General features: G+C 70.7%; 22 protein-coding genes. 7 read left to right on the top strand and 15 right to left on the bottom strand.

Annotation, left to right across the window (positions count from 1 at the left end):
* From ACXJJV_RS02040 to ACXJJV_RS02025, 4 genes are all read right to left on the bottom strand, one after another.
* Positions 1-1,323 (bottom strand): AAA family ATPase (locus ACXJJV_RS02040; protein ID WP_456466509.1); only part of this gene is annotated, 1,323 nt, incomplete at its 3' end.
* A 25-nt stretch (positions 1,324-1,348) separates the two neighbouring features.
* Positions 1,349-1,750, bottom strand: coding sequence for a hypothetical protein (locus ACXJJV_RS02035; protein ID WP_456466508.1), 402 nt, complete (start codon positions 1,748-1,750; stop codon positions 1,349-1,351).
* 6 nt (positions 1,751-1,756) lie between these two features.
* The gene (gene amrB / locus ACXJJV_RS02030; RefSeq protein ID WP_456466514.1) at positions 1,757-2,608 is read right to left on the bottom strand and encodes an AmmeMemoRadiSam system protein B; all 852 of its coding nucleotides are present in this window, start codon (positions 2,606-2,608) and stop codon (positions 1,757-1,759) included.
* A gap of 11 nt (positions 2,609-2,619) precedes the next feature.
* Positions 2,620-2,868, bottom strand: a complete 249-nt coding sequence (locus ACXJJV_RS02025) for a DUF2095 family protein (protein ID WP_456466507.1) — start codon at positions 2,866-2,868, stop codon at positions 2,620-2,622.
* Between ACXJJV_RS02025 and ACXJJV_RS02020 the strand changes: the two genes are divergently transcribed.
* The gene (locus tag ACXJJV_RS02020; protein WP_456466506.1) at positions 2,869-3,564 is read left to right on the top strand and encodes an MnmC family methyltransferase; all 696 of its coding nucleotides are present in this window, start codon (positions 2,869-2,871) and stop codon (positions 3,562-3,564) included. It begins immediately after the preceding gene.
* On the opposite strand, the gene gatB is transcribed toward ACXJJV_RS02020, so the two are convergent.
* The 4 genes from gatB to ACXJJV_RS02000 form a co-directional block, all read right to left on the bottom strand.
* Positions 3,561-4,952, bottom strand: a complete 1,392-nt coding sequence (gatB, locus tag ACXJJV_RS02015; RefSeq protein WP_456466505.1) for an Asp-tRNA(Asn)/Glu-tRNA(Gln) amidotransferase subunit GatB — start codon at positions 4,950-4,952, stop codon at positions 3,561-3,563. The genes ACXJJV_RS02020 and gatB overlap by 4 nt on opposite strands.
* A gap of 28 nt (positions 4,953-4,980) precedes the next feature.
* Entirely contained in the window at positions 4,981-5,478 is a 498-nt protein-coding gene (locus tag ACXJJV_RS02010; protein WP_456466504.1) for a hypothetical protein, read from the bottom strand.
* 137 nt (positions 5,479-5,615) lie between these two features.
* A complete protein-coding gene (locus tag ACXJJV_RS02005) occupies positions 5,616-6,845 on the bottom strand; it encodes a TldD/PmbA family protein (protein ID WP_456466503.1) in 1,230 nt (409 codons plus the stop codon).
* A gap of 5 nt (positions 6,846-6,850) precedes the next feature.
* Entirely contained in the window at positions 6,851-8,191 is a 1,341-nt protein-coding gene (locus ACXJJV_RS02000; protein WP_456466502.1) for a TldD/PmbA family protein, read from the bottom strand.
* A 13-nt stretch (positions 8,192-8,204) separates the two neighbouring features.
* Between ACXJJV_RS02000 and ACXJJV_RS01995 the strand changes: the two genes are divergently transcribed.
* From ACXJJV_RS01995 to fbp, 3 genes are read left to right on the top strand one after another with little or no spacing between them, the layout of a single operon-like run.
* Complete coding sequence (locus ACXJJV_RS01995) at positions 8,205-8,660, top strand: PUA domain-containing protein (RefSeq protein ID WP_456466501.1); 456 nt, start codon at positions 8,205-8,207, stop codon at positions 8,658-8,660.
* Positions 8,661-8,704: 44 nt separating this feature from the next.
* Entirely contained in the window at positions 8,705-9,070 is a 366-nt protein-coding gene (locus tag ACXJJV_RS01990) for a nascent polypeptide-associated complex protein (RefSeq protein ID WP_456466500.1), read from the top strand.
* A 55-nt stretch (positions 9,071-9,125) separates the two neighbouring features.
* The gene (gene fbp, locus ACXJJV_RS01985) at positions 9,126-10,250 is read left to right on the top strand and encodes a fructose-1,6-bisphosphate aldolase/phosphatase (RefSeq protein WP_456466499.1); all 1,125 of its coding nucleotides are present in this window, start codon (positions 9,126-9,128) and stop codon (positions 10,248-10,250) included.
* On the opposite strand, the gene ACXJJV_RS01980 is transcribed toward fbp, so the two are convergent.
* From ACXJJV_RS01980 to ACXJJV_RS01970, 3 genes are all read right to left on the bottom strand, one after another.
* Positions 10,247-11,065, bottom strand: coding sequence for a geranylgeranylglycerol-phosphate geranylgeranyltransferase (locus ACXJJV_RS01980; protein WP_456466498.1), 819 nt, complete (start codon positions 11,063-11,065; stop codon positions 10,247-10,249). The two genes, fbp and ACXJJV_RS01980, sit on opposite strands and share 4 nt — an antisense overlap.
* 78 nt (positions 11,066-11,143) lie before the next feature.
* Positions 11,144-12,163, bottom strand: a complete 1,020-nt coding sequence (amrS, locus tag ACXJJV_RS01975; RefSeq protein WP_456466497.1) for an AmmeMemoRadiSam system radical SAM enzyme — start codon at positions 12,161-12,163, stop codon at positions 11,144-11,146.
* 138 nt (positions 12,164-12,301) lie between these two features.
* On the bottom strand, positions 12,302-13,582 hold the full coding sequence (locus tag ACXJJV_RS01970) for a hypothetical protein (RefSeq protein WP_456466496.1): 1,281 nt from the start codon (positions 13,580-13,582) through the stop codon (positions 12,302-12,304).
* A 291-nt stretch (positions 13,583-13,873) separates the two neighbouring features.
* Here ACXJJV_RS01970 and ACXJJV_RS01965 point away from each other — a divergent pair, with 291 nt between their 5' ends.
* Complete coding sequence (locus ACXJJV_RS01965; protein ID WP_456466495.1) at positions 13,874-14,827, top strand: ATPase domain-containing protein; 954 nt, start codon at positions 13,874-13,876, stop codon at positions 14,825-14,827.
* A gap of 69 nt (positions 14,828-14,896) precedes the next feature.
* On the opposite strand, the gene ACXJJV_RS01960 is transcribed toward ACXJJV_RS01965, so the two are convergent.
* Together ACXJJV_RS01960 and ACXJJV_RS01955 are read right to left on the bottom strand one after the other, a co-directional pair.
* Positions 14,897-15,739 carry an MBL fold metallo-hydrolase gene (locus ACXJJV_RS01960; RefSeq protein ID WP_456466494.1) on the bottom strand — a complete coding sequence of 281 codons (843 nt, stop codon included), beginning with the start codon at positions 15,737-15,739 and terminating at the stop codon, positions 14,897-14,899.
* Positions 15,736-17,175, bottom strand: coding sequence for a hypothetical protein (locus ACXJJV_RS01955; RefSeq protein ID WP_456466493.1), 1,440 nt, complete (start codon positions 17,173-17,175; stop codon positions 15,736-15,738). The genes ACXJJV_RS01960 and ACXJJV_RS01955 overlap by 4 nt, the downstream gene beginning before the upstream one ends.
* Before the next feature lie 45 nt (positions 17,176-17,220).
* Between ACXJJV_RS01955 and ACXJJV_RS01950 the strand changes: the two genes are divergently transcribed.
* Positions 17,221-19,956: a DEAD/DEAH box helicase gene (locus tag ACXJJV_RS01950; protein WP_456466492.1), complete on the top strand. Its 2,736-nt coding sequence runs from the start codon at positions 17,221-17,223 to the stop codon at positions 19,954-19,956.
* On the opposite strand, the gene ACXJJV_RS01945 is transcribed toward ACXJJV_RS01950, so the two are convergent.
* Positions 19,953-20,924 (bottom strand): hypothetical protein, encoded by a 972-nt coding sequence (locus ACXJJV_RS01945; RefSeq protein ID WP_456466491.1) that lies wholly within the window; start codon positions 20,922-20,924, stop codon positions 19,953-19,955. The genes ACXJJV_RS01950 and ACXJJV_RS01945 overlap by 4 nt on opposite strands.
* Positions 20,924-21,496, bottom strand: coding sequence for a precorrin-6Y C5,15-methyltransferase (decarboxylating) subunit CbiT (gene cbiT / locus ACXJJV_RS01940; RefSeq protein WP_456466490.1), 573 nt, complete (start codon positions 21,494-21,496; stop codon positions 20,924-20,926). Before cbiT ends, ACXJJV_RS01945 begins: the two co-directional genes overlap by 1 nt.
* Between cbiT and ACXJJV_RS01935 the strand changes: the two genes are divergently transcribed.
* Entirely contained in the window at positions 21,489-22,157 is a 669-nt protein-coding gene (locus tag ACXJJV_RS01935) for a precorrin-2 C(20)-methyltransferase (RefSeq protein WP_456466489.1), read from the top strand. The two genes, cbiT and ACXJJV_RS01935, sit on opposite strands and share 8 nt — an antisense overlap.

Raw genomic sequence — 22,157 nt, 5'->3', positions numbered from 1 at the left:
GTCGAAGCGGGAGAGGAGGGCGGGGTCGAGGTTGATCTCCTCGATGGGGTGGTCGCCCTGCCAGCGGCCGGCCTCGGGGTTGGCGGCGGCGAGGACGGCGCAGCGCGCGTTCAGCGTGGCCGTGATCCCCGCCTTCGCCACGCTCACCTTCCCCGACTCCATCGCCTCCAGGAGCGCGTTCAGGTCGCTCTTGGTGGCCTTGTCGAGCTCGTCGATGGCGATGATCCCGCCATCGGCCATCACGACCGCGCCCGCCTCAAGGGCCCAGCCGTCCTCCGTGCGCTCGGCGGCCGCGGTGAGGCCGGGCCCGGTCACGTGCTGGGCGCTCACGTACACGCCCTTGGGTGCCACCCGTTCGGTCACGTGCTGGAGGATCTGCGACTTGGCGGTGGCGGGGTCTCCCACGATGAGGACGTGGATGCGCTCGCGCATGTGGGACTCCTCGACGCAGGAGAAGAGCTGGAGGGCGACCGCCCGCTTGATGGCCTCGTGACCGTGGATGTGCGGGGCGACCGCCCTCGCGAGCTCGTCGATCGGTGACGACTGGGCGAACTCCTGGAACTCCAGGAGCTCCTTCCGGCCGAAGCTCACGTCCTCCGGGAAGTGGAGGGATTCGGACTTCTCCACGCCGTGCGCCTCAAGCACGATCTCCCCGGTGTCGCCGGGCCTCGGTCGACCGCGCCCGAGGCGGATCCGTGGGATCCCGGTGATCTTGACCCGGTCGCCCGGCTTGATCCGGTTGATGTGATCGTACCGCAGCTCGACCTCCACGGTCGCCGGCTGCTCCGTCCCCTCGACCTTCTCGGGGGGCTCCTGCAGGATGGCCTCCTGGTAATCCGTGTAAAACAGCTCGTCCGGATCGACGGCCGAGCCGCACTTGGGGCAGCGGACGTCGGGCCGGTAGTCCCGCTTGCCCACCTCGAACTCGTGCTTGCAGTGGGGGCACCGGGCCACGACCCGCGTCACCTCGGCCGCGACGTTGTCCACCCGCCGCACGATCCCCTCGATCGTGACCAGCTGGTCCTTGAACTCGACGCTGAGGTCGCGGGCCCTGAGCTCGATGGGTGAGGAGCGGAACTCCACCCAGACGCCGTCGACCTCGGGCCGGTCGCGCTCGATGAGCCGCATCGCCTCCTCCCGGGCGATCCGGACGGCGTCCCGGACGTTCTTGGCCGCGTCCATGGCGACCTCCGGCTCGTCCAGCTCCCCGAGGTCGACGACGACCGTCCTCCAGCGCGGGTACTCGTCGATCACGCGCTCCACGGAGTCCAGGAACGCGTCGGACTCGCGCAGGAACGAGCGGAACTCCTCCTCGTACTCCACCGTCTCGGCTCCCCTCTCGGCGGTTTCAGTAGGGCGGTAGCGTCCCGGAGATCCACCGGGCCGCGTTCAGGGCCCCGCCGACCGCCAGCGAGACCCCCATTACCAGGTCGATGATCAGGTGCTTCACGACTAGGAAGGCGCGGAGGAGGCCGGCGGGTCCGGCGCTGGTGACGTACCAGGAGAGCACCCAGGCGAGCCTCAGGATTGAGTGCCCCGCGACGCCCAGTTGGGGGATCGAGCACGCTAGGAGCATCCAGGTCGCGTACCACCCGCACAGGCTCAGCGTCATGCAGGCCAGGGAGATGAAGACGACCAGGGCGGTCAGGATTCGAGGCGGCCGGTTCAGGGCGCGCAGGACCTCATACAGCAGGACCGTACCCAGTAGCGCGGCCGTGAGCGCGAGCTCGGCGCACTCCACCGGGAGCATCGGCGGTCACCCGGGGAGGAAAACGACGGACGCGTACCCCACCACCTGCGCCCGGTCCCCGGTCACGTCGCCGCTCGTGGCGTACTTGAGCAGCTCGCCCCGCCGGGCCCCCAGGAGCCGGGTCGCGACGATGGTGGCGGCCGTTGGCCCCACCCCGCACATGCTGACGTTGTACCGCTCCACCACCTCGATCATCCCACGCTCGTCCATCTCCACGATCCGCTCGAGCACCTTCCGGTCCTTCTCCTGGGCCACGTCGTGGGGCTCGTAGTGCGTCAGGTCGGTGCTCGCGAGCACCACCACGTTTCTGCCCAACCGCTCGGCCACCTTCGCGATCGACTCGCCCACCTCACGCGCCGTCCTCAGGTCGTGCATCGCCATGCACACGGGCACGAACCGGAACGCGTCCCCGTACAGGTACTGTAGGAAGGGCAGCTGGACCTCGATGGAGTGCTCCTGCGCGTGCGCCTCCAGGTTGTCGTCCACCACCCCGCACGCCTCCACCAGCGCCCGCGCGAACTCCGCGTCGATCTCGACGGAGCCCAGTGGGGTCCTCCACCGGCCCGAGGTCATCGTGGCCACGGCGGTGCCCAGCCCGGTGTGATTGGGACCGAGGATGACCACGGTCTCGGGCGTACCGGACTCCGCCAGCGCCCGGTAGGTGTGCGCCGCCACGGGGCCGGAGAACTGGTAACCGGCGTGCGGCACCACGCCCCCGGGGATCCCGCAGGGTCCGGACGAGACCTCCGGCACGTCCCCCGGGCCCAGGTCGTGTCGAAAGCACCACTCGATGGTGCGCCTCAGCTCCTCGGGGTCGGAGGGGTAGAATTGACCCGCAACCGCGGGGGATCGAACCAGGGTCAAGCCCGTCACCCTCGGTACTCCCTGTTGTCCGGGTCGTAGTACCGCTCCAAGTAGTACCCGAACTCCCGACGCTCCACGATGCTCCGGACTCCCTCCCTCTTAATCTTGCTCTCCAGGTCCCGGGCCCGTTCCTCGTCCAGCTCGCCCCGCCTGAGCAGGTACCGGATCACCTCCAGCGCCTCCTCGTCCGTCTCGCACCGGGCCAGGTAATCCTCCACCCGGGGTTCGTACCCGCGGAGGGGGTCCTTGGACACGTGAAGGTCCCCCGGGAGAGGCTCTTCAGGTGGCTGGAAAGGGAGGACGAGAGGGCCCGCCGTGCGGCCGCCCGGTACCGGGACTGGGCCGAGGGGCTGCGGCGGTTTGAGGTTTTTCAGTACGTTAAAAAGCGCACGGGGGGACTCGGGCACGGGGAGGGGCGCTTCGAGGCTGGCAAGATGGGCGTCAAGGGGTACGTGATCGCGTGGCCCGAGCGGGCCCGGGGCGCCGTGCTGGAGATCGGCACCGGACTGGGTCGAACGGCGTGGGCCCTCCTCGAGTGGGGGCGACCGAGGCTGCTCGTCTCGATCGAAGTCGACCCCAGGATGCTGGCCATCGCCCTGTACCGAAACCCGGTTCGGGAGTTCTCCGAGGCGCTGCGCGACGAGCGGGTGAGGCTGGTGCTGGGGGACGCGCGCCGGGTGGTCCCGAGGCTACCGAGGGGAGCGTTCGATCACGCCGTGCACGACGGGGGTCCCTGCCCCCGACGCAACCCATCCCTGTTCTCGGAGGGGTTCCTAAGGGAGCTGGCGGGGAGGCTCAGGAGGGGAGGTACCGCGTCGGTCTTCGCCGGGCGGGATCCGGGGTGGCAGGATCGGCTGTACGAGGCGTTGAACGGGTTGTTCGAGAGGGTGTGGTCGGAGCGGTTTCCGGACACGCCGACCCTGGTCCTGCGGTGTGAGGGGAGGCGTTAGTCCCCGCCGGGCTCGCCCAGCCGTTCCCGCAGCAGCCGCATGGTCACCTCCGGGTCGGCCTGACCGCGGGTCTTCCTCATGACCTGGCCCATCAGGTAGTGGATGGCCTCCTCCTTGCCGGACTTGTAGTCCTCCACCGCCTGGGGGTTCTCCTCCAGGACCTCCTCCACCACCTCGGCCAGCCGGTCCTCGTCGCTGACCTTGAGGAGTCCCTCCTCCTCGATCACCTCGACCGGGCTCTTGTCGGAGTCCACGGCCTCCCAGAGCGCGTTGAGCGCGTTCTGCCGCGTGATCTTACCGTCCCGGACCAGTCGCATCAGCTCGATCAGCTCCTCCGGCTCGATCCGGGCCTCTCGGAAGGACAGCTCCTTCTTGTTGAGCACTTTCTTCAGCTCCTTGCGCACCCACTGGTCGATGAACTCGATCTCCCAGTCGTCCGGGGCCTTCTCCGCCACCTCCTCGAAGAAGTCGGCCCACTCCCGCTCGGTGACCAGGGCCTCCGCCGCCTCCTTGGAGATCCCGTACTCCTCCACCAGCCGCTCCGCGCGTTTGTGCGGCGGCTCCGGCGCCCGGGCCACCGCCTCCTCCCACATGTCCTCGGTGATCTCGAACGGGGGCAGGTCCGGGTCCGGGATGTACCGGTAGTCCTCCGCCGTCTCCTTGGCCCGCATCGGGACGGTCGTGCCCTGGTCCTCCCGGAAGGCCCGGGTCTCCCGGCGCACCTCCCGCCCGTGCCTCATCAGGTTCCGCTGGCGCTGGATCTCGAACTTGAGCGCGCGGTACACGCCCTTGATCGAGTTGATGTTCTTGATCTCGACCCGGGCGCCCCCCTCCACCGACACGTTGGCGTCGACCCGGATGCCGCCGTCCTCCCGGACCTTACCCGAGTAGCGCAGCACCTGCAGCAGCCGCCGGAGGAAGTCGCGCGCCTCCTCCGGGGACCTCATGTCCGGCTCCGTGACGATCTCGATGAGCGGGACGCCGCTGCGGTTGTAATCCACCCGGCCCGTGGACGGGTCCCAGCGCCCTGGGTCCTCCTCCACGTGGATCTCGCGGATCCGGACCCCGTCCAGCTCCCCGTTCACCGCGATCGGGGTGCTGGTTCGCTGATACCCGGAGGGCAGGTCCGGGTAATCGTAGTGTTTCCGCTGGAAGTACAGCCGTTTCCCGATCACCGGCTCGCAGCCGAGCATGTGCGCGATCTCCAGCGCGATGAGCAGGGCCTCGCGGTTGGGCGGCAGGGGTTTGGCGCCCGGCATCCCGGTGCAGATGGGGCAGGTGTTCTCGTTGGGTTCCGCGTCCTCGTAGTCCGCGGGGCACCGACAGAACAGCTTGCTCTCGGTGTCCAGCTGCACGTGCACCTCGAAGCCGATCCTCACCCCGGGCACGGACCGGGCCCCGAGGTGGGGGAGCTGGTCACCGACTTATGGGTAGCGGAGAGTTCAGCCCCTCGCGCAGCGCCAGCGTCCGGAAGAGCGCCGCGGTGACCAGGGCCTTCTCTGAGAGGTGGCGGGTCTTGGGCGGGTTGGGCACGGTGAAGCAGAACCGTCGGTGATCGGTCAGCGCGCCCGGTACCAGGTTGATCTCCCTGGGGGCCGGGACGTCCTTGGGCCACGGGATCCGGACGGAGACCGGTATGCACTCCAGGTCCTCCTCGGACCGCCGGACCAGGAGCGACGCGTACGCGGCGTCACGCTTCCGGTGCTTGAACTTCCGGCTCGTCAGCAGGTTGGCCTCGGCCACGGGGACGTTCAGCACGAGCTCCCGAAGCTCCACGTCGTCCTCCGTCAGCGGGTCGAGCTCCAGGGCGCCGAAGTACCACTTGTCCTCCCGCCGGGGCCGTCGTCCCCACCGCGGTTCGTAGAACCGCTCCAGGAGCCGCGGTAGCAGGTACACCCGGTACGGTGACCCCACCGTCCCCACCCCGCGCCGCTCGAGGTCGCTGGCGGTTTGCAGGCCACCCCGAAGTCGTTTACCGTACAAACGTAACTAAACCCGGCCGAACGTCACGAGGTTACGCGTTTCGGCGTCCGGACTGTGTACGCTGATGGTTAACTCATCCCCACGCGGCACCGCACCAGCGCGTGCGGCGCCCCCGTGGATCCGATCCGACGCACCTCCCGCGAGGCCTCCAGAAGATCGGTCAGCGCGTTCCCGCGGAGCGAGCAGGGCTTCACGCGGCGCCCCTCGGGGTCCTCCACCCACAGCCCCGTGACGGAGAAACGGCCGCTCACGTGGCTGGCCGTGTGCGCTCCCATCACCCTCCTCACCAACAGGTCCGCCTCCTCGAGCAGCCCCTCCCGGCTCGATTCGCCGCGAACGATCACGTTCCCGGGGCACGGTTCCGGGCGCCGGCTCCCCAGCCCGCTGCCGGTGGGTTCGAGCCCCAGCCTCTCGGACGAGTAGAGGTCGGTGTAGAGGCCTCGGAGCCGGCCCTCCGACACCAGCTCCACCCGGCTGGGGCCGACGCCCTCGTCGTCGAACCGGTAGGAGCCGGGCCACCAGTCCCGGAGGGGGTCGTTGAGCACGGTGACGCCCGCCTCGATCGCCCGGTTCCCGAGGTCCCGCCGCTCGAAGGCGCTGGTTCCCTTGGCGACCTCCAGCCCGGACAGGGCCGGCACCAGCGTGTGGTTGAGCAGGTCACTCAGCGCCACCGGGTCGAACGCGACGAGGGCCCTCCCCTCCGGCGGGCTCACCTCCGGCGACCTGGAGGCCATCGTTGCGGCCTCCTCGGTGAGCGACTCCGCGTCCAGGTCCCGCGGCCTCACGGCGGCGTCCCAGGCGAACCCGGAGAACTCCCCGATCACGTCCACGGACAGGGACACCGTGGACTCCCGCCGCTCCACCCAGTCCTGGCCGGGGACCCGGATCCTCACGCGCCGGAGCGTGCCCGTGAGGGAGACCGCGGAGAGGGTGACGTCCTCCGGCACCGTCGCCTCCACGGTCTCCAGCAGCTCCCGCAGCCGCTCCGGGTCGGTCGCCTCGTCGTGGTGGGCGCGGACGTCCTCGGGTCGCACTCGGTCCGGGTACGTGACCGGGCGCCCCGCCCCGAGCCCCGCGGATCGGCGCGCGAGCTCGATCAGCTCGTCGTACCCGTCCCGGCCGGTGGACGCCGCCACCCCGAGTCCCTCGTCCGTCACGACGCGGGCGACCCGGGTGACGGTCTCGGAGCGGCTGACGCGGTCGCCCGACTCTCGCAGCCGCTCCAGCTCGATCCTCTCGGACCGCACCTCGAGCAGCAGGGCGCGGCCCGGCTCGAGGTCCGCGAGCGGGTCGGTCATCCCGATCACCCCGATCTCAGGTTGAACGGCCCCTCGATGAGCGCGTGCGGGCCTCCGTCGGACACGGGGACCAGCTGGCCGCCCTTGCCGCAGTACCCGGCGTGCAGGCGCCGCTCCCTGGAGAGCAGGAGGACGCCGCGGAGGAGTCGCAGCGTGTGCCCGGTGAGCCCGACGTCGCGCACGGGGCGGGCCGGCTCGCCGTCCTCCAGAACGTAGCCCATCTTGGCCGAGAACTGGAAGTGACCCGTGGTCGTGTCCGTCTGGCCGCCCTTGGAGCCCAGCAGGTAGACGGACCCGTCCCCCGCCTCCTCGAACAGCTCCTCCCGGTCCGCGTCCCCGGGCTCCACGTACGTCACGCTCATCCGCACCTGCACGTGGTCGCCCAGGGTCTCGGCCCGGCCGTTCCCGGTCGGGGGCGCGTCCAGCTCCGCCGCCGTGGTCAGGTCGGTCAGGTAGGCTCGGAGCACCCCGTCCTCCACGAGGACGGTGCGGCGGGCATCGACCCCCTCGTCGTCGAACGGGTAGGCCCCGAAGGGTCCGGGCTCGGTGGGGTCGTCCACGATCGTGACGGCCTCGGATGCGACCCGCTCCCCGAGCCTGCCCCGCAGGATGGACTCGCTGCGGGCGACGAGGTCGCCCTCGGTGGCGTGTCCGAACGCCTCGTGCACGAGGACGCCGAGGAGCTCGGGGTCGAGCACCGCGCGCTCGACTCGGTCCGGCCCGGGCTCGGCCCTCAGCAGGTCGCGCAGCCGTCGGGAGGCGCGGTCGAGGAGGGTCTCGGCGCGCTCCAGGAACCGCTCCGGGCCCGCGGCGGTGGCCCCCTCCCGCTCGTGGTACTCCTCCCGCCCGTGCTCGCCCCGGTCGCTGACGCGGACGCCGAAGGAGGTCTGGTGCAGCCGGGCCTCCACCTCGGTCCCCCAGGTGGTCAGGATCCGGTACCGGAGGGCGAGGGAGACGCAGCGGACCTCGCAGTCGTGGGGGGCGTCCCTGGAGAGGTCCAGGGCGAGCTCGGTCACCTCGTCCAGAGCGTCGAGGGGGTGGGTGCGGCCGGTCCAGTCGTGCCGCCCGGTCGCGGCGGGGGGCTCGTCGGGGAGGTCGGCGGTCCCGCGGCCCGGGACGCGGACGGCGGTCTTAAAGGGGTCCCGCCCGTCGGGTTGGTCGGCGTGGACCACGCGCCAGCTCCCGTCCTTTAGGAGCCTTAGCGCGGCGCCGCGGTGCCGCTCCGGGTCCGCCAGTCGCAGCTCGCCGTTCACGGCCTCAACCTCGATGCGGTCGGCCCGGAGCTCGTAGGCGATCGCTGCGTCCGCGTGCTCCTCCGCTCGGTTCAGGAGTCGTTCCGCGTCCACGGGGGTGCCCCCGGTGGAGCGGTACGTGCGGATCGTGGAGGGGATCCTGGCGTATCAGTTCGGGAGGGCCGCGGCGCGGGCGATGCTGGATGGGGAGGTAGAGGTGAGGGTGCGTCGGGGTCGGCCTCGTGAAATTTTCGTGGACGGGAGGCGCCTGTGCACGATCCGGGCGTCGGACGGGTTGGCGTCGTTGGCGCCCGAGGGGGCGCGTCGGCTGCACGAGGTGACGGAGTTTCCGGAGCACCGGGTGGTGTGCTCCGAGGAGTGGGCGGACGCGGTTCGGCGGGGTCGGGACCTGTTCTGCGAGTACGCGGTGGAGGGGTGGGAGGAGCTGCGGCCCGGGGACGAGTGCCTGGTCGTGACGGAGGATGACGAGCTGCTGGCCGTGGGGCGGGCGCGCCTCTCCGGGTGGGAGGTGCGGTACTTCGAGGATGGGGTGGCCGTGCGGGTCCGGCGCGGGCTGGGCTGAGTGGTTTTTTAGGCACGGGATCGTTGGGTACGGGGGCGTCGCGCTTGTTCCCGGGAGGGAAGATCGATCCCCGGAAGCTTCAGCGGTTGATGCGGGAGATGCAGGAGGCGATGGAGCAGGAGGAGGTGAAGGTCGAACGGGTCGTCATGGAGCTGAAGGATGGTTCGAGGCTGGTCTTCGAGAGGCCTCAGGTGGTCCGGATGAGGCTGATGGGGCAGGAGTTCTACCAGGTGGCCGGGAAGGCCCGCCGCGAGGAGCCTGAGGAGTCGAAGGAGGAGCCGCCGTTCACGGAGGAGGACGTCAAGCTGGTCGCGGAGCGCGCCGGCGTGTCGGAGGAGGAGGCGCGGAGGGCGCTGGAGGAGACGGGCGGGGACCTGGCGGAGGCCATCATGCGGCTGCAGGAGGACTGACCGTGCCGCTTTTAACGGTCGGGGGCGGCCACCCGCCCGACCGGGGGTGCGCTGGTTGTCCGAGGAGGGTGAGAAGATCACCGTAAGCGTGATCAAGGCGGACGTGGGCGGCTTCCCGGGTCACTCGGAGGCGCACCCGGACCTGCTGGAGGCGTGCGAGGGCGTGCTGGAGGAGGCGAAGGACGAGATCCTGATCGACTACTACGTGACCCGGTGCGGCGACGACATCGACCTGATCATGACCCACACGCGCGGGGTTGACGACGAGAAGGTGCACGAGCTGGCGTGGAACGCGTTCCAGGAGGCGACGGAGGTCGCCAAGGACCTGAAGCTGTACGGTGCCGGTCAGGACCTGCTGTCCGACGCGTTCAGCGGGAACGTGCGCGGGCTGGGTCCGGGCGCGGCCGAGATGGAGCTCCTGGAGCGGCCCAGCGAGCCGATCGTCGTGTTCTGCTGCGACAAGACGGAGCCGAGCGCGTTCAACCTGCCGCTGTTCCGCATCTTCGCGGACCCGAACAACACGGCCGGCCTGGTGCTGGATCCGAGCATGCACGACGGGTTCGAGTTCGAGGTGCACGACGTGATCGACCAGAAGAAGGTGATCCTGCGGTGCCCGGAGGAGATGTACGACCTGCTCGCCCTGATCGGGCAGACCCAGCGTTACGCGATCAAGCGGGTGTACAAGAAGGGTGACGGGCCCGAGGAGGAGCGGATCGCCGCGGTGACCAGCACCGAGCGGCTCAACCTGATCGCGGGCGAGTACGTGGGGAAGGACGACCCGGTCGCGATCGTCCGCTGCCAGAGCGGGTTCCCGGCGCTCGGTGAGGTGCTGGAGCCGTTCGCCCTGCCGCACCTGGTGGCCGGGTGGATGCGCGGCAGTCACAACGGCCCGCTGATGCCGGTCTCCGAGGACGACGCGCACCCGACCCGGTTCGACGGGCCCCCAAGGATCATGGCCTTGGGTTTCCAGCTGCGCAACGGCGAGCTGATCGGGCCGCAGGACCTCTTCGACGATCCCGCCTTCGACCGGGCCCGGAGGCTGGCGAACGAGATCGCCGACTACATCCGCAGCCACGGTCCGTTCCAGCCGCACCTGCTGTCCGAGGAGGAGCTGGAGTACACCACGCTGCCCGACGTGCTGAAGAAGCTAGAGGACCGCTTCGAGGACCTGGAGGACTAGACCAGCGGGGCCAGGAAGGCCAGCAGGCCCAGCAGCATCCCCGCCTTGACCGCCCGCTGCGCCCTTCCCACGTCCCACCCCCGGCACGCGAGGAGGGACGCACCGAGGATCACCGCGGCCGCCGGCAGCGCCAGGACCGGGTAGGGCCAACCCACCGCCCCGCGCAGGTAGGGGACCGGGGTCAGCGCCAGCAGCACCCCGGCGATCGCGGCGGCCGTGCGCAGGGCCACCCGCTCCCCGCACACGATCGGCAGCGTGCGCAGGCCGAGGGCCGCGTCCCCCTCCACGTCCTCCACGTCCTTGAGGATCTCCCGCACGAGGTTGGCCAGGAACGCGAGGGCGAACATCCACGCGGCGGGCGCCGGCCGCGCGCCCACGGCCGCCCCGAACAGGAAGCACGAGCCCACGAGGTAGGAGACGACCGCGTTCCCCACCAGGGGCGTTCCCTTCAGCCGCGCGGAGTACGCGTACAGCAGGACCGAGTTCACCGCGGCGATGAGGAGGCACGTCGGGTTGATCGCGGCCGCTAGGAGGGTTCCGAGGGCGAAGCAGCCCAGGGCGAACCGGTGGGCCGCCCGGCGCGAGACCCGACCGCTCGGGATGGGTCGGTCGGGCCGGTTGATCGCGTCCACCTCCGCGTCGAAGTAGTCGTTGATCGCGTTCCCACCCGCGCACACGATCGCCGCCGCGAGCGGGGCCAGCGCGGCCCGGACCGGATCCTGCACCCCGGCGACCAGCTCCCCGATCAGCACCCCCACCGCGGCCATGGCGCAGTTGACGGGGCGGGCGAGCTCCAGGTACGCCCCGAGGCTCACCCCGTCCACCCCGGGTATGACGAGTGTGGGCCGTCTGGAGCCGCCGCGCGATGAAGACGCCTCGATTGGCCGACCCCGCTACGTCACGAAGTGCAGCTCCGCGCCGCAGTACTCGCAGTGGAAGTCCTCCGTCACGTGCATCTCCGTGACCGAGAAGCCGCGGCGCTTCACCACGGGCCGCTTGCACTCCGGGCAGTACGTGTGCTCGTACTCGTGACCCGGCACGTTCCCGGCGTACACGTAGTACAGCCCGACCTCGTACCCGATCCTCACGAACCGCTCGATCGTCTCCACGGGCGTGGGCGGCCGGTCCAGCATCCGGTAGTCCGGGTGGAACCGGCTCACGTGCCAGGGCGTCTCCGGCCCGAGCTCCCGCTTGATCCAGCGGGCGAGCCTCCGCGCCTCCTCCTCCGAGTCGTTCAGCCCCGGGATCACGAGCGTGGTCACCTCCACGTGGACGCCCATCCTCTTCCAGATCTTGCAGGTGCGGAGCACCGGCTTCAACCGTCCCCGGGCCACCTCCCGGTAGAACTCGTCCGTGAACGCCTTGAGGTCGACGTTGGCCGCGTCCAGGCACTCGCCCAGCAGCTCGGCGGTGGACCGGGTCGCGAACCCGTTGGTCACGTACACGCGGCCGAGCCCGGCCTCCCGGCACCGCTCGAACACCTCGATCGTGTACTCCAGGTTGATGATCGGCTCGTTGTACGTGAACGCGACGCTCTCGCACCCGGTCCTTTGGGCACCCCTCACGACCCGGTCGGCCGGCCACTCCTCCATCGGCACCTCCTCGGGGCTCGCCTGGCTGATCTGCCAGTTCTGGCAGTGACGGCACCGGAGGTTACAGCCCACGGTCCCGAGGGAGAACACGTCCGTCCCGGGCTTGTAGTGGAACAGCGGTTTCTTCTCGATCGGGTCCGGGACCGCCGTGCTGGCCCGGTTGTACGTGAGGAGCTTCAGCACGCCCCCCTCGTTCTCACGAACGCGGCAGAACCCGCGCTCACCCTCCGGGATCGTGCAGCGGCGCGGGCAGACCAGGCACCGGACCGACCCGTCCTCCGAGCGCTCCCAGGAGCGTCCCTCCCACTCCTCCAGCCGCATGAACTCACCCCTGCGGTGCCCGGCGGCGGCGGGTGGGTACTTAAGTCCCCCGTCACCACCGGTCCCCGCGCCGTGACGACAGTCCCGCGCTGTAGAGGCCCGCCGGGCCGATGATAGGGCGGCTCATTGCCGAGCCCCTCACAGCAGCCGATCGTACTCGGCCAGCAGGTCCCGCGGCTCCGGCTCCGACACCAGCCACAGCTTCGGCGGTGGGACCGTACCCCGCTCCACCCGCCGGTGGAACGGGTCCCGCAGCGCGTGCAGCCAGGGGGCCAGCAGCACCCCCGGGTACCCGGAGGGCGGGTCGAGCTCGGTGCAGCTGTACGCCATCTCCACCATGTCCACCCACGCCTCCGTTCCCTCCAGGAGCGCGACCGTCTCGGCCACCGTCCAGAGCCGGAGCAGGAGCCGCGAGCGCGCGGCCCGCCTCGCGAAGTCCAGCGGTCGCACCAGGACCCGGCCCCGGCCCATCCCCGCCAGCTCCCGGGCCCAACGGGTCCGGGCGTCCGGGGAGTAGGCGGCGGTGGGGTACCGAACGCCCAGCGCCCTGACGGCCCGCTTGTGCGCGTCGATCAGCCCGCGCAGCAGCCGGCGATCCCGGAGGACCTCCGCGACCAGCCTCCCCGCCTCCTCGACGTCCCTCCGGGTTCGGAAGTAGTGCAGCGAGGCGGCCACCGCGAGCCGCCGGCGCACCCGATCGCGAACCTCCCTCAGCGCGCGCTCGTCCGCCCGTTGGGGTTCCGGGACCCCGGCGATCAGCTGGACCCGGGAGAGGAGGCTCAGGTACCGGCGGCGCGGGAGCTCCGGGGGGCGGTCCCCCAGGATGTGCGTGGGCGGGCCCGCGGCGTCCTCGGGCGCGCACTTCTCGGCCGGAACGCGGGTGGGTCCGGGCTCGCCCGGGGGCGTGGTGTACAGGAGGGCGTGCTCGCGCGTTCCCGGGCCCAGCAGCAGCGCGTGACCGCGGACGTTCAGCGCGAGCGCCGCGGCCGCGATGGGGTCGTACAGGATGGTGAACGATTCGAACAGGTCGTGTGGGCGCGGGGGACCGTGTCGGGCGTACCACAGCGCCGTCAGGTAGGCCCTCAGTGGCAGCCCCGCGGTGACCAGGTACTCGCCCTCCCGCTCGACGCCCGTCAGCACCAGGGGCTGTCCGGGGTCCCAGTGCACCACGGCCTCCGGGTGGAGGCGAAGCGGGAGGCCGTCCACGCGCGACCGGTCGTCCGGGGGCCCGTGCACGCGCGCGATGAAGGGTCGGACGGGGCGCCCGCGCTCGTCCTCGGTCTCGGGCAGCTCCCTGATCCCCTCGGAGCGGGGCGGTCGAGCCACGTAGAGGGCGCCCGGGAAGACTGGGAGGGTGTCGGATTCGGGGTCGACGGCGTACAGGCCCCGGTGGAGGCGGCGGGCCCGGGCCCCCGTCATTCCGCCGGTGACCCCTGGGCTCGGTACGCCTGCCCCTCATCACGCGTCAGGGCCCGAATGGTTCCTCATCGCCGGGTCGGTTAGCGGCACCGGTCTTCATCCGGTCCGTGGCCTAAAGGCTCCTCATCCCCGGCCGGGTCCCCGGCCGCGCGGGCCGGCGGACGTCACGCGTTCGGCGACCCGTTTCGTTCATGGTTTTCTACTTAAATGATGCCGCTTCTAACGTCCTGTTAAGTCCGAGGTAACCTTAATATTTCCGGGAAAATCCGGCCCCGGAGGGGGTGAGCGACCGTGGTTGAGGAGGACGTGGTCAAGGTCACCTCCCAGTACCTGCGGCGCAGCGAGGATCAGATCGCGGAGGTGTACGAGCAGCTGGGGATCGAGACGCTGAGCGATCTGGCCGCCTCGAGGCCGGACGAGATCGCGCGCGCGTTCGGGATCAGCGAGAAGACGGCCAGGAACATCGTCCGGGACGCAAGGAAGGAGGCGAGCAAGGGGATCGCGGAGCCGAAGACGCTGGCCGAGCTGCTGGAAGAGGAGGCGGAGCGGGACGTGATCCCGACGGGCATCGAGAGCTTCGACGAGCACATGGACGGCGGTCTGCCGACGAAGACGATCGTGGGCATCTACGGGCCGCCGGGGGCGGGGAAGTCGCAGTTCGCGATGCAGGTGGCCGCGAACGTGCTGCGGGAGGGCGAGTCGGTGCTGTACGTGGACACGGAGAACGCGTTCAGCCCGCGGCGGTTGATCGAGATCGGCGGGTTCGACGAGGAGGAGGCGAGGGAGAAGATCGGCGACCGGTTCGTGCTGCGCCGGATCGTGGAGGCCGCGGCCCTGACGCAGTATTTCGACGAGGAGGAGGGCGAGTTCCTGGGGGAGGCGCTGAGGCTCGCCCCGAAGGTGGTGGTGATCGACTCGATCTCGCAGCCGTTCCGTCCCTACGGGGCGCGCGATAAGCTGCCGGAGCGTTCGCGGATGGTGGCGAAGATCCTGAACGCGGTGCTGAAGTACTGCACGCGGCACAACGCGCTGGGGCTGGTAACGACGCACGTGCAGGCGAACCCGGACGCGTTCGGTAAGCGGTGGCAGGACGTGGCGCCCACCGTGCTTAAGCACATCGCCACGTACCGGTTCAGCATCGAGTTCAAGGGCCGCACGGAGCGGGTGATCGCGCTGGAGGACGCGCCCGACAAGCCGCCGTTCGAGGTGGAGGTGGAGCTGACCGACCGCGGCCTGGTCGGTTAAGCGGAGGGGCCGGATGAGGAGACAGCCGGGACCCCGAGTCGGGATGCGGAGTGTGGCCGTAGCCGACGGCTACCTCCGCAGCCTCACCCTCATTCCCTCGGCGGCCACGAGCGCGTTCGGGAACACCTCCCGGGCCCGCCGGAGAGCCTCCGCCTCCTCCACCTTCGGGGACAGGTGCGTGAGCAGCAGGAGAGTCACCCCGGCCTCCCGGGCGACCTCCGCGGCCTCCCGGGGCGTCGAGTGACGGTACCGGCGGGCCTCCTCCGGGTCCAGGAAGCAGGCCTCGTGCACCAGGACCTGACAGCCTCGCACGGCCTCCGGGTCCGCGGGCCGCCCATCCCCGGTGACGTAGACCGAGAGCCGGCCCGGCCGGGTGATCGAGTAGGGCCTCCTCCCCTCCAGCAGCACCCGGCGGCGCTCCTCCGGGGGCACCTCCTCGATCAGCTCCGGGTCGGCCCGGCCCGGGATCCTGGGGGTCTCGAGCCGGTAGCTGACGGTGGGCACCGCGTGCCGCGACTCGTGCACGCGTACGGTGAGCTCCCCCACCTTCAGCCGGTCCCCCGGCTCGACCTCCCGGTACTCCACCTGGTCCAGCCCGGACACGTCCACGGCCTCCTCCCCGGTCACCGGAGGGCCGTACACGCGCACCCGGCGGCCGTGCAGCATGTCCAGCGTGGTGACGAGCGGTGGGATTCCGGCGACGTGATCGGTGTGGTGGTGCGTCACCAGCACGGCGTCCAGGTCGTGCAGCGACTCGCCGTACCGGAGCGCCCGGCGCTGCACTCCCTCCCCGCAGTCGATCAGCAGCTTGGTGTCCCCGTACCGGACCAGTAGACCCGGGTGACCGCGGTCCCGGGAGACGACCGCGCCCCCGGTGCCCAGGAAGAGGAGCTCCAGGGTCCGGGCCGTCATCGCGCCACCTCCCGGGCCGCCCGCTCGAGGGCGCTCACGCCCTCCCTTAGGAAGTCCAGCAGGTCGTCCACCCGACGGAGCCTGCGGCGCCCCAGGCACTTGGACATCTCGTGAATGATCTCCTTGACGTCCCGTCGGGAGATCCCGCGGCCCTGGTGCACGAACGCGTGCCGTAGCCTGCGGAGCTTGGAGCACGAGAGGGCCCTCAGCCGCTCCATGAGCGGCCCGAACACCGACTCGTCCACCCGGCGGAGTCGGATCGCGGCGGCGGTCACCCGGGAGGAGAGGTGGAGGAACGTGAGCACGGCCCGACCGCGGCCCTCCTCACCGTGCAGCTCTCGAAGGATCCGTGACGGGTCCTCCTCGTCCCGGAGAGACTCCTCCAGGAGCTCCCCGTCGCCCTCCAGCAGCCGCGCCATGCGCCGAGCCAGGTGCTCCGGGTCCGTGCTCTCGACGGGCTCCCCAGTGAGGGCGCAGTGCAGCAGCGCGTAGGTGGCCTGGGCGTAGTTCTCGTGGAACATGGTCATCCGGAGGATGAAGTCCCCGTACTCGCCCCGGACCCACTGGTACCGGGCGTTATCAAGGATCACCCGCATGTGGTGGAGGATGCGGGCCATCGGGTCCTCGCAGGTCCGCTCCAGCCGCCGGAGTCGGCGGCGGGCGTCGTGTCGCAGCCGCTCCGACCGGGCGGAGCGTATGACGTCCCGGTACAGCTCCAGGGCCTCGTCGTAGTTGAAGTTGAGCTCGCAGTCGCGGGCCCGGAGGTACTCCGGCTCGGTCGGGTCGTCGTACGCCGAGAACTGCTCGGCGACGTTGGCGGCGACCTCGAAGAGCCCGTGCCTCGTCAGGAAACCCTTCATAACCTTGGCCGGAAGGATCAGGGGCGAGGGTTCGGTCCGCACCCGTCGGCCCTCGACCCGCACCGCGTGGAACTCCCGCCAAAGGGAGGCGCCCAGGAGGCGGACGGCCCATTCGAGGTAGGTGTCGGTGCCCAGGACCGCGTAAACTTCGCTCTCGCGGATCTCGGGCCGCTCCTTGAGGCTCCTGAGCACCGCCTCCACGTCGTGGAAGACGCTGAAGTCGTGGGGATCACCCTGGATGACGATGGGGTCCTCCACGCGCAGGTTCCTGACCCTGCGCGCGTACTCGGCGAGGAGTCGGGCGCAGTACTCCGTGTCCTCGGGGTGGTGACCGCTCCGGTGCCCGAGCCGCCGGTAGCCGATGGGGATGAGCAGGACGCGGTCCTCGCGGTGCCCCTCCTCCTCGGTGATGAAGCTCAGGACCACGTCCGGGCGCTCCGAGAGGAACTCCTCAGGGTCGGCCTCTCCCGACGTCACCCGATCGAGGGCCCGGCGCGCGGCCCGGTACAGGTCATCGGCGTCCAGGCTCACGTCTCGGGGCTTGACCACGTAAAGCAGGGTGGCGCTGCACTGCAACCTGCGATACCGACTCCCCCAGCGGTCGGGTCGGGGTGACGGGGTTTGGCGGAGGGGTTCGAGGCGCTGCCCGAGGACGTTCGCGAGATCGTGTACTCGCGGTTTGAGGAACCCACGCCCCCGCAGCGGGTCGCGATCCCGGAGATCATGAAGGGTAAAAATGTGCTGGTGATCGCCCCCACGAGCTCCGGGAAGACGGAGACGGCCGTGCTCCCCGTCTTCTCGATGGTCCGGGAGCTGGACGAGCCGGGGATCAAGGCGCTGTACATCACCCCGCTCCGGGCCTTGAACCGGGACATCCTCCGTCGGATTAAGTGGTGGGGCGAGAAGCTGGGGCTGGAGGTCGCGGTACGGCACGGGGACACGCCCGAGAGCGAGCGGCGGAGGCAGGCGGAGGACCCGCCCGACGTGCTCATCACCACCCCGGAGACGCTGCAGGCCATCCTGCCCGGCAAGCGCATGCGGGAGCACCTCTCGCACGTGCGGCACGTGATCGTGGACGAGGTGAACGAGCTCGCCCTGGACAAGCGGGGCGTGCAGCTGACGCTCGGGCTGGAGCGGCTCGCCGAGGTGGCGGGGGACTTCCAGCGTATCGGCCTCTCCGCGGCGGTGGGATCGCCGGAGCGCGTGGGCCGGTTCCTGGCGGGCGATCGGGACGTGGAGGTGCTGGAGATCGAGGCCGAGCGGTACCTGGACGTGTCCGTGGCGCACCCGACGGGGCCGCACGAGGTCAAGGAGCGGCTGGAGCTGATCCGGGACCTCGCCCGGGAGCGGGAGTCGGTGCTCGTGTTCACGAACACCCGGCAGATGGCGGAGCTGCTGGCCACCCGGCTGAAGACGGAGTTCGACGATCTCGAGGTGGAGATCCACCACAGCTCGATCTCCCGGGACCGACGGACCGAGGTGGAGCGGCGGTTCAAGGAGGGCGAGCTGGACGTGCTCGTGTGCACGAGCTCGCTGGAGCTGGGCATCGACATCGGCCACGTGGACCTGGTGATTCAGTACGGCTCGCCCCGACAGGTGACGCGCCTCGTGCAGCGGGTGGGGCGCGCGGGTCGGCGGCGCCGGCGGGCGGAGGGGCTCGTGATCACGGGCAACCCGGACGACCTCATGGAGGCGGCCGTGATCTGCCGGCGGGCGGTCCTGGGCGAGCTGGAGCCCACGGAGATCCCGGAGCGCTGCCTCGACGTGCTGGCTCACCAGCTCGTGGGGCTCTGCCTGGATGGGCACGAGGTGACGCTCGATTACGCGCTCCGGGTCTTCCGGCGGGCTTACCCGTACCGGCACCTGGACGAGGACACGCTCCGGGAGGTGGCCGAGTTCCTCGACGAGATCGAGGTGCTCCGGCTGCGCGGGGACCGCGTGTACCGAACGCGGGACGCCTGGCGGTACTACTACGCGAACCTCAGTATGATCCCGGACGAGCGGCACTACCGGGTGGTGACGGAGAAGGGTGGGCACGTGAGCGTGCTCGACGAGCCGTTCGTGCTGGAGTACCTCAAGCCCGGGGTCAAGTTCATCTGCGCGGGCCGGCCCTGGATCGTGCAGGACGTGGACCACGACCGGTACGAGGTGGTGGTCACGCCCGCGGAGGCCGTGGAGGGGGCGATCCCTTCCTGGGTGGGCGAGGAGATCCCGGTCCCCTACGAGGTCGCCCGGGAGGTGGGCGAGAGGGTCCGCCGGGTGGCGGAGCGGCTCGAGGAGGAGGGGTTCACCGGGGCGGTGGAGGAGGCGTCGGAGGCCTTCGGACTCGAGCGCCGGGAGGCCAAGGTGGTGGCCGATCTCGTGCGACGGCAGCGGGAGGTCTCGGAGGTCCCGCTCCCGGGCCGGCCCGTCATCGAGGACCTGGGCGGAACGCTGGTGGTCCACGTGTACGGGGGCACGCGGGCGAACAAGACGCTGGAGAAGGTTTTGGGCGCGCTCCTCTCGGGCCGGACGGGCTCAGCCGTGCGGACGTACTCCACCCCGTACAAGATCGTTCTCTCGGCGGACAAGGCGGCGGGGCTCGACGCCGAGCTCCTACGGGAGTGCCTGGAGAACCTGCCCGACTCGGAGAGCGACTTCCGGGCGCTGACCCTGAGGATCGTGGAGAAGTCCGAGGTGTTCAAGCGCCGGCTCGTTCACGTGCTGAAGCGGTTCGGCGCAATCGAGCCCGACGCGGACTACCGGGACGTTTCCCCGCGCCGGCTGCTCAAGGCGTTCAAGGGCACCCCGCCGTACTACGAGACCGTGAGCGAGGTCGAGCGGGAGGTTGACGCGTCGCGGGCCCACGAGCTCGCCAGGGAGCTGCGGGACCGGGCCGTGATCGTGAGGTCCAAGTCCCCGTCACCGTTCGCCGAGCACGCCCTGGAGGGGCTGGGCGAGGTCGGTCGCGTCTCCTCCGGGCTGCTGGCGGCCCAGATCGAGACGCTCAAGCGGGACCTCCGACGGCGCCGGCTGTGGTTCGCCTGTCCGAACTGCGGCTGGAAGGGTCGGCGAAGCGTGAAGAGGGCCGCGGAGGAGGGGATTGAGTGCCCGGAGTGCGGGGCCAGCTACCTGGTCGCCGCCAAGTCGAAGGAGAGGCTGCGGGAGCTGCTGGAGGGGGAGGGGTGGCGTCGGGTCGCCGACCTGATCGAGTCGTACGGGGAGAAGGCCCTGGAGGCGCTGGCCGCCCCCGGGATCGGGCCCAAGACGGCCGCCCGCGTGCTCTCCCGCACGAACGGTCGGGAGCCGGAGTTCTACCGGGAGCTGTTGAAGGAGCGCCTGAAGTACCTCAGGACCCGGAGGTTCTGGGACTCCTAGGGGATCGGGACCACCGACAGGCCCAGGTAGGCCAGCACCAGGAGGAGCAGTCCGAACCCGCCAATCACGGTGTCGGTGAACGGGATGGGTAGACCGGGGGGCGGGGCGGGTCCGTCCCCCGGGCCCACCCGAGGCGTGGACCGGGTCACCCGATCCCCCTCCAGGCCGCGGCGGGCTTCGACGGTCCGAACCCCAGGCGTCGACAGGAAGGGGTGCCGGACGGCGATCACCACCGGGTACCCCTGCAGGGCCAGCTCCCACAACCGCCGGGCGAAGGACCGGAGGGCGTCGTCCGGGAGCCCGGTCAGCGTCACCACTACGAGCCGACGACCGGACCGGGAGGCGGCCACGTAGAGCAGCGGGTTGATGAAGGGACTCACGGCCTCGTACAACCGGTTCACAGCGTCCACCGGCCCGAAGAACTCGAGCAGCTCGCCGCACAGGTTGTCCACGAGCGCCGGCATGGGGACCACCAGCAGCCTCCCCACCTCCCGGCTGGACTCATCGTCGATCACCAGGTACCGCCTCCCGTCCTGCTCCACGGCTCCGAGGACGAGCACCGTGTGGTAGTCCGACGGGGTGTTCAGCAGCGACACGATCTTGACGTCGAACACCTTGGCCAGGGCCCTGCTCGAGAGGCACCGGAACGCCTCCAGCACGCCCGCGCTGTCGTCCCCCGCCTCCGAGCCGGCGGACCGGAGCTCGTACTGCAGCGGGGTCACGGGCGGGCCCGGCCACCAACCCATGGCCACGCCCAGATTGTACAGGTCGATCGCGCACGCCTCTCCGCACCAGATCGTGTCGGCCCGCCCGTCCCCGTCGACGTCCTTCCCCAGCGGCCCGTTGAACGCGTCGTACTCGGGGTTCAGGTAGTAGTGCCCCGGGGCGAGGCCACCCACGTTCTCGCCCGCGCCCGGGGTCGGCAGCGGGAGCAGGCACAGGAAGGCGAGCGCGAGGATCGTAGGCATCACCGCTCCCCTCGGCGCGTGAAGAGGGCCAGGAACAGCGTCCGCATGCCGGAGAACAGGGTGCCCCGGGTGACGCGCCGGCCCTCCCCCCAGACCAGGCACAGGGAGTCCACCCTCCAGCCGCGCAGGCGCTCCGAGGCCCGGGCGAACGTCTCGGGCAGCACCGAGTTGAGCAGGATCCGGTCCCGGACTCGGGTGCGCAGGTCCTCGAGCAGCTCCCCCAGCCGGTCCGAGCCCGAGACGAGCGCGGCGTCCACCTCGCCGACGTCCTCGAGCGCGTCCGGCGCCTCTCCCTCGATCACCCGAACCCGGTCCAGCGCGCAGAAGTCTCGCAGGTTGGACCGCAGCGAGCGCAGCGCCCGCTCGTCCCGCTCGACCGCGATCACCTCTCCCCAGGGACCCACGCACTTCGCTAGCTCCAGCGTGATCGACCCGGAGCCCGCGCCCACCTCCAGAACCCGATCCCCGGGCCGCGGCCGCAGCATGGATATTATCACCGACTTGGCCGGCGGCTTCGTGGGACCGGGCACACCCTCGGTGGACAACCGGTCGGGGTCGATGGGGTTGAGCACGGACCCACCCACCCTTTACGGGGTGGGGCTGGGACCCGGCGACCCGGGACTGGTCACCCGGCGTGCTGAGGAGGTGATCCGCAGCGTCCCCGTGGTGATGGTCCCGTTCGTGGGGGCCTCAAGCCGGGCGGCGAGGGTGGTCCGGGAGCTGGACCCGGAGGCGGTGATCGTCGGGTATCCGGCCCCGATGACGCGGGACGAGCGGGAGCGCGAAAAAGCTTACCGGGAGGCGGCCAGGATCGCCGAGGAGCTGCTCGAGGAGCACGGGAGGGTGGCCGTCTGCAACCTGGGTGACATCACGCTGTACTCCACCTTCTGGCACCTCGTGGACCGGCTGCGGCTGGACGTCCGGGTGAGCCTGGTGCCGGGGGTCCCGGCCGGGCTGCTATGCGCGGCCCGGGTGGGGCGGCCGCTGGTCATGGGGGACGAGCGGCTGCTCGTGTGCACCCGGGAGCCTCCCGAGCGGTTGCTGGACGGGGTGGACGCGGTCATCCTGTACAAGCCGACCGAGCGCGGGATCCGGCTGCTTCTGGAGCGCGGGTTCCGGGTGTACCTGGGCCGGAGCCTGGGCTTCCCCGAGGAGGAGGTGAGGCGGGTCCGGGAGCCGGAGCGCCCCGGGTACCTGTGCACCGTGATCGCGCTCCGGGAGGGGGAGGGGTAG

This window comes from Methanopyrus sp., assembly GCF_053997775.1.
Note: the sequence above shows the minus strand (reverse complement) of the source record. Positions and strands in the feature narration are given on the sequence as shown.